Genomic DNA, 12,020 nt, shown 5'->3' with positions numbered 1-12,020 from the left:
CACGACTTATTCATGGGGAAATCTAAATATTTTATTAAATAAACGATTTTAAGTATTTATGCCGATGTCATTTAATTAAAGTTATATTATCTTCTTATAGGAAATAGTGAAAATACATGTTATCTAAAATACACGAGTATTAGTGAGCCTTTAGAACAGAAGTCAATAGGGTGTCGTTACTTTGGTGTGCAACAAGCGTAAAGTTTTTTTAAGAAATTTTTGAGTTGCAGAAAAAAGCGTTACATAGCCAAAGTCCGCCTTTGAGAAAGGTTTCAACCTTAAATTTGGAACTTTAATTTGATTAAGTAGTCGATAATTACGCTAAAACCCTGATCCCCAAGCGAAAAGGTTCGTGTTAGTCTGTTGCGAGTTATAAATAACAAAGTGAAAACGGAACGAGTTCGAGTTTTTCAGAAGGGAGATCACTTTTACGAGTGAAAAATCCCGCAATTTATAAAACTTAAAGTTCTACAGTCGCTTTCAAAAACGGACGCATGAATCAAAGACATTTGTGGATTATTGTTGCCCTGTCTATGGCTGTTTTGGGCATACCTTCAGTCGGTTGTACTCAAACCACCAAGGGAAATGCTCTAGCATCCCAAAAATCACCTGCCCCTGATGTGGTTAAGGTGGGAGAGTACCAATCCAGAACAGGGAGACAAACCTTGGATGCTGTGATTACAGAAATTCATCCTCACAACATTAGAGGACGTAAGGCGGCAACCCTTTTTATCCGAAATATACCTGTTCTCACCTTTTTGAGTTCTGTATCAAATACGAATTTTGAATCTAAAAAAGTTGGTGCAATTGGAAATACTGGGGGCGTACAAGGGTACGCCCTTATTGCTGCTAGCAATTCACCAAAGGCACTGAATGCTGACGACGTAACAGATGTGAGTAACCAGATTAGCTCCTCTGACAATGACCCGGTTCAGATGGCTGGTGTAGTAGCAGCTAAGATCAATCAGTTGAATCGGGAAAGTGTAGACGGCAGTAAAATTACCGTCAGTTGGAAAGCAGGGGAAAAATCTAATGCCAATCAAGCACAAAACAAAAGCGCTCCCTCCCAGCAAGATGGCGATCGCTATGTAATCAAAATTAATGGCGAAGAATTGGTCGAAATCAACGAAGCTACACGACTAGCACAGACCAATCCCACCAACAATTTGGCAGAAGATGCATTGCAAGCAACTAATCGCCTGCGGAGACTTCTTGGCAATGCATCTCCCCTAAAAGAAATTGCTAATCTACCAGTCCGTCAACCAGTCTCAATACCAAAGCTGCCTCAACAGATTGCCGTTGGAGTAGTGCAAGCCACTTTGAGAGGCATGGCTTCTTATTACGGCTATGACGGTTCTGGTACTCAGACTGCAAGCGGTCAGAGATTCAACCCAGAAGCAATGACTGCTGCTCATCGCAGCTTACCCTTTGGTACGCAAGTCCGTGTAACCAATACCCGCAACGGTCGTTCTGTAGTGCTGCGAATTAATGACCGAGGCCCATACATTCGGGGTCGAGTCATTGACGTATCTGCTGGCGCGGCTCGAGTTTTGGGAATGATGGGTAGTGGTGTTGCACCAGTACATATTGAAGTTTTGGGAAAATAATTATTAGGGACTGGGGATTGGTGACTGGTGACTAGGACTGAGACTTTGTATAGAAAGAAAAATTATTAAAAAAGTCTCTCATTTTTCAATTCCCAGTTCCCAATTCCCAGTTCCCAATTCCCAGTTCCCAATTCCCAATTCCCAATTCCCAATTCCCAGTTCCGTATCACTTAATTCCCCTAGTTCAATCAACTCTTCCCTCTGTTTCAGATATAAACTAACGGGGGAGGGATCGATAAGAACTAGGGGTATTTTTGTGCGCCTGCTGACAACAGTCGCAGCTTTACGCTGCTATTTAACTAAACGCTGCTCAGAAAACGCGGTTACTGAGGATCTAAGACTAGATGAGATAACTGGCTGGTATCAGACGGCAGTCGGTCTAGTACCAACGATGGGGAATTTGCATCAAGGTCATTTAAGCTTGATCCAACGGGCGCGGCAAGAAAATTCTACGGTGATTGTGAGTATTTTCGTCAATCCCCTGCAATTTGCTCCCAATGAGGATTACCAACGCTACCCCCGGACTTTAGAGCAAGACCAAAAACTTTGCGAACAAGCTGGGGTAGATGCCATTTTTGCACCGACTCCTGAAGAGATGGCAGTTCCCCAGAAGAGTATACAAGAATCAAAGGTTACACAAGTTATACCCCCATCTGCTATGATGACAGGCTTGTGTGGTCGTTCTCGCCTGGGTCACTTTCAAGGTGTGGCTACGATTGTTACCAAGCTTTTCAACTTGGTACAGCCTGACCGTGCCTACTTTGGTCAAAAAGATGGTCAGCAACTGGCAATTATTAAACGCTTAGTAGCTGACTTAAATTTGCCAGTAGAAATTGTTGCTTGTCCAACAGTGCGGGAAGCGTCGGGTCTTGCCTTCAGTTCTCGTAATCAATATTTGACTGCAACGGCAAAAGAACAAGCGGCAGCATTATATCGCGGCTTGCAACGGGCTGAAGCTGCATTTATTGCAGGCGATCGCAATAGTAACAAGTTGATAGCAGTGGTACAGCAAGAAGTGGCAATAGTCAGCACGATTTTAGTGGAATATATTGAATTAGTTGATCCGACTACGTTGATGTCTTTAGAAAAAGTTGAGGAGGAAGGAATGTTGGCGATCGCAGCCCGTCTTGGTTCTACACGTTTGATTGACAATATCATCTTGCGCGATCGTCAACCCATCATCGCCATTGATGGCCCCGCCGGGGCTGGAAAATCTACAGTGGCGCGGCAAGTGGCAGCAAATCTAGGTTTAGTCTATTTAGATACAGGAGCAATGTACCGTGCTGTCACTTGGCTTGTACTGCAAAAGGGGATTGCTATTGATGATGAGTGTGCGATCGCTGAATTAACTAACCTGTGTAAAATTGAACTTACTCCTACCCAGGATTTACAATCGTCTGTGCGGGTTTGGATTAACGGTACTGATGTTACCCAGGTAATTCGCACCATTGAGGTGACATCTCAAGTATCTGCGATCGCAGCCCAAAGCGCTGTCCGTCAAGCACTGGTTAAACAACAACAAAGCTGGGGTAAAAAAGGTGGTTTAGTCGCTGAAGGGCGAGATATTGGTACTCACGTTTTCCCCGATGCCGAAGTCAAAATCTTCTTAACTGCTTCTGTGAGTGAACGCGCCCGTCGCCGCCAGGAAGACTTTCACAAACAAGGTCAATCTGCAATCAATTTAGAGCAGCTAGAACGGGATATTGCCGAACGTGATTGGAAAGATAGCACACGCAAAGTTTCGCCTTTGCAAAAAGCAGCAGATGCCATTGAAGTTCAAACTGATGGTTTGGATGTGTCTGAAGTCACGGCACAAATTGTTAACTATTACCAGCAGTGTTTATCTCAGTGCTAATCACCGCTATTTACTGTTAACTTTTTAGTTTCAAAGGGTGGTGGGTGAGTAATTATTCACTTACCATCCTCAAAACAATATTTAAAAGTAAGATAATTTTATTAGTGATTTATTAAGACCTAGTTTAAGATTATTAGATTATTTAAGTATTAAATCATCTCGCTTTCGACTGATTTACCACATCGAAATTAATCCTACTAAAGATAGAAGTATTAAAACTTTAATTGCTAAATGCTAATTACAGATTGGACTTTCGCTACGAGATATTAGCCATTTTTATTTATAACCGTGAATTCATAGCGATTTGACTTATCGGCGAAGTACTTTGTTCTCATCTTCACTTTATCTTCACTTTGGTAGTAGAATGACGATGTTAAGTTTTATGTTCCATCATTAAAGGCATAAAACCTTAAAAATAAAAGCTGTTAATTTTCCAAGCTTCTGCAATAGCTTGAAACTGGAAACCGGTAAAGAGAGGATTTCACACAATGGTATTTGTACAGCCCCCGCTACCCTTTGACAAGAATGCTCTAGAGCCAAATGGCATGAAAGCTGAAACTTTCGAGTATCACTATGGTAAGCATCACAAAGCTTATGTAGACAACCTCAACAAGCTCACTGAAGGTACAGAACTTGCTGATAAGTCTCTGGAAGAAGTGATCAAAATTTCATTCCAAGACTCCTCTAAGGCAGGGATCTTCAACAACGCTGCTCAAGTTTGGAACCACACCTTCTTCTGGAATTCCTTAAAACCAAATGGTGGCGGCGCACCCACTGGCGATCTTGCAGCCAGAATTGATAAAGATTTTGGTAGCTTCGACAAATTCAAGGAAGAGTTCTCTAACGCAGCTGCAACTCAATTTGGCAGTGGGTGGTCTTGGCTAATTGATGATGGTGGTACGCTGAAGGTGATCAAAACACCAAATGCAGAAAACCCTCTAGCTCATGGTAAGAAGGCACTCCTAACCTTGGATGTTTGGGAACACGCTTACTACATTGACTACAGAAATGCCCGTCCAGCGTTCATCAAGAATTTCCTAGATAACTTGGTTAACTGGGACTTTGCTGCTGAAAACTTGGCTAAAGCTTAATTAATTGCTGGTTTAAACTGAGTGCGATGCCTCTTAGTAAGCTGCTCCATAAGTTAATTTGCAAAAGTTGAAGCAGAAAGTCCACCACAAAAGGGAGAAATTCTTTTTAGTTTCTCCCTTTTCTGTTTTTCAGTAGTGGGATGGGCATCGTCTAAATAAAAGTAGTGGCATCAAAATTAGGAGTTATGTATTGACAGAAACGACTAAATATGGATAGTGTAAAAACTATTTGTTGTAGGGGCAATTCATGAATTGCCCCTACAACGCGGATCTATATTACTATCAAAAAATGATTAATAAAAATCTGAAACCAATTATTTACCTTATACACAACATGATTCTTTTGTACAGCGTGTAATTCCTAAAAATATAAAACATTATGGATAGCAAAGAACTAGCGCAATACATCGAAGCAACGAATAGCATCACTAAACCTTGGGTATTGGTACAACTGCGCCTTAAGAAATTGCAAGAGCGTCGAGCCACCATTACAAACGATGTCTACGCCAAAGAATTAGAAGATATTTACCAAGACTTGATGAATTTGGGTGAATGGTGGCGCGGTATTGAAGATGAGGTATTTTAAAGTGAGGAGTTATGACTTCTCCTAACTTTTAACTCTTGCACAGACGCTATTAATCGCATCTCCATTCCTAACTTAAAACGCAACCTGATGGCTCAAGCTCTCGATCAAGTCGATTACGATACTCTCGATGCCGCAAAAAGACGCTTCATCGATGCTGCAAAACGCACGCTTACCTTTGCAAGCGCCTATGGTACCGTCCCCGCATCAGGTCTTGGAGCAAGTGCTAACGCTTTCAGCTTCAACCTCGCTCCATTTATTCAAGCGGGCACTCCAGAACTTTCTCTAACACTTGTCCCTGAAGGACTAGGAACGGCAGACGATACCCGCCCTGACGACCTTTCCGAAGAAGAACTTCGGCGATTCTGGTGGAATATCGGTATCAAGATCATCTCGTGTTTGACAAACGACGCGGCAACATCAGGGATGCAGACTCTACTTCTTGGTCTTTATCTGCCATCAAGTACTCCTGAAACGATCTTTACCCCCGCTTTTCTTGATGGGTTTCTGGATGGAGTTGTTGAGGGGTGCAAACGAGTGAAATGTGTCTATCTTTCAGGGGAAACGCCTCAACTGAAAACTAAGATGATTCCAGGGCGGCTTGATATTGCAGGTTCGGTTTTTGGCGTGATGCCGCCTGGTGTCGCTCCCATTGATAGTTCGCGCCTGGATGCCGGAAATACTATTGTTCTCGTTGAGAGTTCTGGCCCCCATGAGAACGGCTTTACCCCATTGCGAAAGCTTGCTGAGTCTCTCCCTGATGGCTATAGAACAAAACTTCCAAGTGGGCAAGAGTTTTGGGAAGCGATGAATGCAGCATCATATCTCTACACGCCTCTTGTACAAGCGGTGCTTGGCGAGGGAATTCGCCCCACTGCGATTGAGAATATTACCGGTCATGGTTGGCAAAAGTTGATGCGGTCGGTGAAGCCGCTCCGATATGTCATCGAAACAATGCTCCCAGTGCCGGAGATATTTACTTTTGTCGAGGGTCATCTTGAGGGCGGGGCAGAGACGATGCTTTCCGTGTTCAATTACGGAGCCGGATTTGCATTCTATACGGAATCTAAGCAGGATGCAGAAAGGATTGTCATCCTCGCAAGAGAACATCAGCTAACTGCTGTGATTGTCGGCAAGGTTGAAGCGTCCCTTAGCCGCGAGGTGGTAGTAGAACCGCTTGGGGTGACGTTGAAGGGAGATTCTTTTGGAATTGCGCGGGGAGTATAATCAGCCGCAAGCGTAGGCATAGCCCGTCGTAGACATCGCTAATTTTCTGCGAGCTATTATAAACTCACTCATGCGATGCCTGCGGCGGGCTCCGCCTACGCGGAAGTGATTACTAGATGAAATAAAAACTAGTATAATTACTGAGGTTTATATTTTTTTAATACGTGATATATATTTAAATCTCAGACTGATTAGAGAAAATTATTCTCCTAAGCCTTTAAAATCAAACTACATAGCATAAATAGTATAGGCGTATTTATAAAATTTTATATGCAATATTTTTTACTACTTACATTTAAAGTAGTTCAAACTACCCATGACTACTGAGGTTAAGATTTGCTAACGTAGTCTTAACATATTGAAAAATTGGCTGAAAAAGCTGAGAAAGTAGCCACCAATACACTAACTTACAGTGTTGGAAATTTCTCATCTGTAAATAGGGCGTTTTAGTGTGTTAAGAATATATATTTTTATTCAGAGGGGGTTATGGCTGTAAATTTGGCCCGGACTACTGCTTCGGCAGAACTTTTGAAGCAAGTATTCCAGAACATTGATGCATACAGTTGTCCAAGGTTATTCAACTTTCACATGCACACTGTCCACTCGGATGGCAGGTTGCAGCCGAGTGGATTGATGGAGCAGGCGATCGCGATTGGACTAAAAGGGTTAGCGATCACTGACCATCATGGTATTATGGGCTATCAAGCAGCCCTTGCTTGGTTAGAAGATTGGAAGTGGAGTAATTCTGGTGCAACAACTCCTTACCTGTGGAGTGGCGTGGAAATCAATGCGAACCTTCTGGATATAGAAGTTCACATTTTGGCTTACGCTTTTGCTCCCGAACACCCTAGCATGAAACCCTATCTGCAAAGAAGGCCGACTACAGGTCAAGAATATCAGGCAAGTAACGTGATTGCCGCTATTCACCAGGCTGGGGGATTAGCAGTTCTGGCTCATCCAGCCCGTTATAAGCGATCGCATTTTGACTTAATTCCAGCTGCATCCCAAAAGGGTATCGATGGTGTGGAAACTTTCTACGCCTACAATAACCCTAACCCTTGGCAACCCAGCGTATTGGAATCAGAACAAGTGCAAAAGTTGGCTGATGAATACTTTCTTTTCAATACCTGTGGTACTGACACCCACGGTTTGAGCCTGCTACAACGCTTGTAAAGATGAATCAATTTTTTTGAACTCTCCTGGTTAAATCTGCCAGGAGGTTATTCTATTCTGGGTTTTAGATTTTAGATTCACTTCGAGCCAGTGTGTTGGGACGCTATATTAGAGTTAATTTCAAGAGCTTGAGAAGCTATCATGATTGTCTCTTTAGCAGCTTTTTCTTTACGTTCACTATAGCGGTCTGTGAGATAATCAACTTTGTTACGCAATAGCAAGGTAAATTTGTAAAGTTCTTCCATCACATCGACAACGCGATCGCGATAGGGTGAATCTTTCATAGTCCCGTCTTGATTAAACTCCTCGTATGCTTTAGCCACTGAAGATTGATTCGGGATAGTGAACATCCGCATCCAGCGCCCAAGAATTCTTAATGTGTTGACAGCGTTAAAAGACTGAGATCCGCCACTGACTTGCATGACAGCTAAAGTTCTGCCTTGAGTCGGGCGAACGGCTCCGATACTGAGCGGAATCCAGTCAATTTGGTTTTTCATAATGCCAGAAATCTGACCGTGCAGTTCTGGACTAGACCATACCTGTCCTTCCGACCACAAGCTTAATTGACGCAACTCCTGCACCTTTGGGTGGGTATCAGGTACGCTGCCGTAAATCGGTAGTTCGCGGGGATCGAAAAACTTCACTTCTGCCCCAAATTCTTCAATTATGCGTGCTGCTTCTTCTGCCAAGAGGCGGCTATAGGAACGCTCACGCAAGGAGCCATACAAAAACAAAATTCTGGGCGGATAGTCAAATGTCGTCATGGTAATTGCTTATTTTACTCCAAGTCTCGCAAAAATCTGCTTTGGGCTTCTCGCAATTCAACATCGAAAATTAAGGCAAGAGACGCGATAAATCGCCGTCTCTACAAAGGACTTATTCTTGTAAAGACGGCGATTTATCGCGTCTTTGCGATCTAGAATTTTCGTCAAAAAACCTTATCCGAACTGTATTGAAGTAGGTGTAATTTCTTTATTCACAGACTCAATCAATTGAATCACCCGTTCTTTAATCTCATCGCGGACTCTAGGAAAAATTTCTGGTTGTTCTGCTGGATCGTCTAATTGCCAATCTTCAAATACTTCCCGTGTAACCCACTCTGGCGGTAAATTCACGCCACAGCCACACAAAGAAATCACTACATCAAAGTCTTGTGCTTGGAAATCACTGAGGGGTTTGGAGTGTTGATCGGTAATGTCGATACCAATTTCTTTCATGGTGGCGATCGCTTCTGGCCTGACTTGACTTGCTTCTAAGCCTGAGCTAATCACTTCAATCTTTCCTTTACCAAGGGTTTTAGCAAAGCCTTCCGCCATTTGAGAACGGGCAGAATTCTTTTTGCAGACGAACATTACACGTTTCATAGTTCAACTCCTCCGAATATATTGTGGACTAAACTTATCAGGCTCTCGATTCCGGTGTTGTGAAATAACGTTTTTCAAACCAAAAAGCAACATTAACAAGACCAATTAACACAGGCACTTCCACCAGAGGCCCGACAACGGCGGCAAAAGCAACACCCGAATTAATCCCAAACACTGCGATCGCAACTGCGATCGCAAGTTCAAAATTATTTCCTGCCGATGTAAACGCGACACTTGTTGCTCTAGAATAGTCAGTCTTAACGCGCCAAGCCATGTAAAAGCTGACCAGAAACATGATGATGAAGTAGACGATCAACGGAATTGCAATCTTCACTACATCTATGGGGATCTGAACAATCAAATTCCCTTTCAAGCTGAACATAACGACGATTGTAAATAACAGAGCAATCAGCGTGATTGGGCTGATTTTAGGCACAAATTCCTCATGATACCACTGCTTACTTTTCACCTTTACTAAGAAGAAACGAGTGAAAAATCCAGCTAAAAAGGGAATACCAAGATAGATAAATACACTTTCAGCAATGTCAGCAATGCTGACATTCACAACACTACCTTGTAAGCCAAAAAGTGGGGGTAATACAGTGATGAAAAACCAGGCGTAAGGACTATAAAAGATAACTTGAAAGATGCTGTTGAAGGCAACTAATCCAGCCGTATATTCTGTATTGCCTCGCGCTAAGTCACTCCACACAACTACCATTGCAATACAACGAGCTAATCCAATCAGAATCAATCCTGTCATGTATTCTGGATAACTGTGTAAGAAGATAGCCGCCAGAGCAAACATCAAAATTGGTCCAATGATCCAATTCTGAATTAGTGACACACCAAGAATTTTTCCGTTACGAAATACATCTCCTAACTCTTCGTATCGCACCTTGGCTAAGGGCGGGTACATCATCAGAATTAACCCGATGGCAATTGGTATATTGGTTGCTCCCACCTGGAACTGGTTGATAAACGCTTCTACTCCAGGAAAGAAATAGCCCAAGCCAACACCGATGGCCATTGCTAAAAAAATCCATAAGGTTAGAAAGCGGTCAATAAAAGAGAGGCGTTTTGCAGTTTTTTTGTTCATTACAATTAACCCCATACATGAATGCAGGAGCTTAGAGTAGAAATTTCAGATTATTCAATCCAACATCCAAAATTGAAAATCTAAAATTTGGTGAGTTATATCAAGAGTATATACACATCATTTCAAAAAAAATTGATTTGTCAATGCCTATGAAAGTAAAATTAAACAAAATATTACAAAAAAAATTGATGAATATTTAAGTTTCGCAGGGGGGACGAATAGGCAATATTGGGCTAAAGCGGCGGAATTCTGCTAGATACTGCTCTAGGGCAACAAATTGCGGCAGATTGAGGCTGTAGTAAATCCAGCGCCCTTCTTGACGAGCGCGAACCAAACGCGCTTCTTTCAGGGTTTTGAGGTGAAAAGACAGTTTAGACTGAGTGGTTCCCAGGTGGTCACACAGGTCACAGACGCATAGTTCTTGAGAGCGTAGAAGTTCTAAGACCTGAATTCTTAGGGGATCGGATAGGGCATGAAAGCCAGCAGCGATCGCATCAGGAGTAAAGGTGCTATTTGGAGCCATCAATTTTTTTTGAAGTATTTTTTTATGCTAAAGTCTAAATCATAGGTTAAACGAGACCTTTAGCAAAAAGAAACGTAAGTCTAACTTTTACCAAAATAGCCCAATCAATACGTCGATTTAGTGGGTTGAGGAGATCACAACTTTATAGTCGATTCTTAGTTGGGATCACAATCATTGAGAAATAAGGTACCTTATCTGGATCGACTTCATCCAAGGGTATCATACGTTGCTGTGATGTTGATGCCCGCTCAATGTATCTTGCCCGTGATGCTAGCCCTAATTTATGCAGAATATCCCGTACTTTGGGAAAGTGGCGACCTAGCTTCATAATTGCTGCTGCATCAGTCATCAACAAATGTGTAGTCAGTTCTTCTGCTGGTAATGGGGCGGGTAGAACTGTAAGAATATCGTTGTAGTAAGTGAAAGGTATACCCAAAGCTACCGGACAAGCCATCAGCGAGGAAACTCCGGGGATAACTTCTGTTGGGTACTCTTCAGATAAGCGCGTGAAAACGTACATGAATGAACCATAGAAAAATGGATCTCCCTCGCATAGCACTACCACATCTCGACCTGCGGCTAAATGATTGGCGATTGGTTCAATTTCCTGGTCATAAATAGACTTGGCCTTTTCTGGTTCTAAGGCGCGGGGAAGATGAAATAACACTTCGATTTGATTGCCAGGAAGATATTGCGCCACGATCGCTCTAGCGATACTTTCTTTATCTGTGGCTGATTGATAAGCTACCACAGGAGCCGCACGTAATAGCCGCAGTGCTTTTAGAGTCAATAGTTCGGGATCGCCGGGGCCGACACCAATCCCATAGAGACAACCTTTGGTTTTCATATTCATTCTTCCTCCGTTGCCAGGGCGTTAACTGCGGCGGCTGCGATCGCACTTCCACCGCGCCGACCATGTAATGTTAAAAATGGTACATTCCTGCTATCTGCTGCCAGCGCCGCTTTCGATTCGGCTGCACCGACAAATCCCACTGGAAAGCCTAAGATAATCGCAGGTTTCTTAGCTCCCTCGTCGAGCATTTCTAAGAGTCTAAATAGTGCTGTGGGCGCATTACCAATTGCAATTACCGATCCTTCCAGGTGCGATCGCCATAATTCCAAGGCTGCTGCCGACCTTGTAGTACCTAGACGCTGGGCAATTTCTGGGACTTCTGGCTCGTTGAGGGTACAGATAACTTGATTGTTTGCAGATAACCGTCGCCTAGTAACGCCATCGGCAACCATCCGACAATCGCATAAAATTGGCGCTCCCTCTGCTAGCGCAGCCCTTGCGGATTGCACTGCTGTTGATGAATATCCCAAGTCAGTAACAATATCCGTCATCCCACAGGCATGAATAAGACGCACTGCAACTTTTGCTACATCAGGTGGCAGCATATCTAGGTTTGCTTCTGACCGGATGATTGCAAAAGAATTACGGTAAATTTCGTTGGCATCTCGGATGTAGTCGGGCATTCGATTTTGGATTGATTTGTTT

The 12,020-nt window shown here is 43.0% G+C and carries 12 protein-coding genes; 6 read left to right on the top strand and 6 right to left on the bottom strand.

Going from position 1 to position 12,020, the window contains the following annotated elements:
* The first annotated feature begins 494 nt into the window (after positions 1-494).
* The 6 genes from FBB35_RS14875 to FBB35_RS14850 all read left to right on the top strand — a co-directional run bounded on the left by FBB35_RS14875 (position 495) and on the right by FBB35_RS14850 (position 7,536).
* The gene (locus FBB35_RS14875; protein WP_174710291.1) at positions 495-1,607 is read left to right on the top strand and encodes a septal ring lytic transglycosylase RlpA family protein; all 1,113 of its coding nucleotides are present in this window, start codon (positions 495-497) and stop codon (positions 1,605-1,607) included.
* 256 nt (positions 1,608-1,863) lie between these two features.
* Positions 1,864-3,462 (top strand): bifunctional pantoate--beta-alanine ligase/(d)CMP kinase, encoded by a 1,599-nt coding sequence (locus FBB35_RS14870; protein WP_174710290.1) that lies wholly within the window; start codon positions 1,864-1,866, stop codon positions 3,460-3,462.
* A 488-nt stretch (positions 3,463-3,950) separates the two neighbouring features.
* The gene (locus tag FBB35_RS14865; protein ID WP_114084820.1) at positions 3,951-4,553 is read left to right on the top strand and encodes a superoxide dismutase; all 603 of its coding nucleotides are present in this window, start codon (positions 3,951-3,953) and stop codon (positions 4,551-4,553) included.
* 379 nt (positions 4,554-4,932) lie between these two features.
* Positions 4,933-5,139: a hypothetical protein gene (locus FBB35_RS14860; RefSeq protein ID WP_174710288.1), complete on the top strand. Its 207-nt coding sequence runs from the start codon at positions 4,933-4,935 to the stop codon at positions 5,137-5,139.
* An 87-nt stretch (positions 5,140-5,226) separates the two neighbouring features.
* Positions 5,227-6,363 (top strand): AIR synthase related protein, encoded by a 1,137-nt coding sequence (locus FBB35_RS14855; protein ID WP_174710287.1) that lies wholly within the window; start codon positions 5,227-5,229, stop codon positions 6,361-6,363.
* A 486-nt stretch (positions 6,364-6,849) separates the two neighbouring features.
* Positions 6,850-7,536, top strand: coding sequence for a PHP domain-containing protein (locus tag FBB35_RS14850; protein ID WP_174710285.1), 687 nt, complete (start codon positions 6,850-6,852; stop codon positions 7,534-7,536).
* Between the two features lie 77 nt (positions 7,537-7,613).
* Here FBB35_RS14850 and arsH read toward each other — a convergent pair whose 3' ends face one another.
* The 6 genes from arsH to FBB35_RS14820 form a co-directional block, all read right to left on the bottom strand.
* Positions 7,614-8,300, bottom strand: coding sequence for an arsenical resistance protein ArsH (arsH, locus tag FBB35_RS14845; protein ID WP_174710283.1), 687 nt, complete (start codon positions 8,298-8,300; stop codon positions 7,614-7,616).
* Positions 8,301-8,474: 174 nt separating this feature from the next.
* The gene (arsC, locus tag FBB35_RS14840) at positions 8,475-8,900 is read right to left on the bottom strand and encodes an arsenate reductase, glutathione/glutaredoxin type (RefSeq protein WP_174710282.1); all 426 of its coding nucleotides are present in this window, start codon (positions 8,898-8,900) and stop codon (positions 8,475-8,477) included.
* A gap of 37 nt (positions 8,901-8,937) precedes the next feature.
* A complete protein-coding gene (gene arsB, locus FBB35_RS14835; protein WP_174710280.1) occupies positions 8,938-9,999 on the bottom strand; it encodes an ACR3 family arsenite efflux transporter in 1,062 nt (353 codons plus the stop codon).
* 196 nt (positions 10,000-10,195) lie between these two features.
* A complete protein-coding gene (locus tag FBB35_RS14830) occupies positions 10,196-10,522 on the bottom strand; it encodes a helix-turn-helix transcriptional regulator (RefSeq protein ID WP_174710278.1) in 327 nt (108 codons plus the stop codon).
* 142 nt (positions 10,523-10,664) lie between these two features.
* Positions 10,665-11,369: a precorrin-2 C(20)-methyltransferase gene (locus tag FBB35_RS14825; protein ID WP_174710277.1), complete on the bottom strand. Its 705-nt coding sequence runs from the start codon at positions 11,367-11,369 to the stop codon at positions 10,665-10,667.
* Positions 11,370-11,371: 2 nt separating this feature from the next.
* Entirely contained in the window at positions 11,372-11,998 is a 627-nt protein-coding gene (locus FBB35_RS14820) for a precorrin-8X methylmutase (protein ID WP_174710275.1), read from the bottom strand.
* Between the last annotated feature and the right edge of the window lie 22 nt (positions 11,999-12,020).

The sequence above is a fragment of the Nostoc sp. TCL240-02 genome, assembly GCF_013343235.1.
Lineage (GTDB): Bacteria > Cyanobacteriota > Cyanobacteriia > Cyanobacteriales > Nostocaceae > Nostoc.
Note: the sequence above shows the minus strand (reverse complement) of the source record. Positions and strands in the feature narration are given on the sequence as shown.

What these genes read in the sequence shown, in the direction of transcription:
- FBB35_RS14865 (WP_114084820.1), top strand. Translation starts at nt 3,951, where the DNA reads ATGGTATTTGTACAGCCCCCGCTACCCTTTGACAAGAATGCTCTAGAG.
- arsC (WP_174710282.1), bottom strand. Translation starts at nt 8,900, where the DNA reads ATGAAACGTGTAATGTTCGTCTGCAAAAAGAATTCTGCCCGTTCTCAA.
- FBB35_RS14860 (WP_174710288.1), top strand. Translation starts at nt 4,933, where the DNA reads ATGGATAGCAAAGAACTAGCGCAATACATCGAAGCAACGAATAGCATC.
- FBB35_RS14875 (WP_174710291.1), top strand. Translation starts at nt 495, where the DNA reads ATGAATCAAAGACATTTGTGGATTATTGTTGCCCTGTCTATGGCTGTT.
- FBB35_RS14830 (WP_174710278.1), bottom strand. Translation starts at nt 10,522, where the DNA reads ATGGCTCCAAATAGCACCTTTACTCCTGATGCGATCGCTGCTGGCTTT.
- arsB (WP_174710280.1), bottom strand. Translation starts at nt 9,999, where the DNA reads ATGAACAAAAAAACTGCAAAACGCCTCTCTTTTATTGACCGCTTTCTA.
- FBB35_RS14850 (WP_174710285.1), top strand. Translation starts at nt 6,850, where the DNA reads ATGGCTGTAAATTTGGCCCGGACTACTGCTTCGGCAGAACTTTTGAAG.
- FBB35_RS14855 (WP_174710287.1), top strand. Translation starts at nt 5,227, where the DNA reads ATGGCTCAAGCTCTCGATCAAGTCGATTACGATACTCTCGATGCCGCA.
- arsH (WP_174710283.1), bottom strand. Translation starts at nt 8,300, where the DNA reads ATGACGACATTTGACTATCCGCCCAGAATTTTGTTTTTGTATGGCTCC.
- FBB35_RS14825 (WP_174710277.1), bottom strand. Translation starts at nt 11,369, where the DNA reads ATGAAAACCAAAGGTTGTCTCTATGGGATTGGTGTCGGCCCCGGCGAT.
- FBB35_RS14820 (WP_174710275.1), bottom strand. Translation starts at nt 11,998, where the DNA reads ATGCCCGACTACATCCGAGATGCCAACGAAATTTACCGTAATTCTTTT.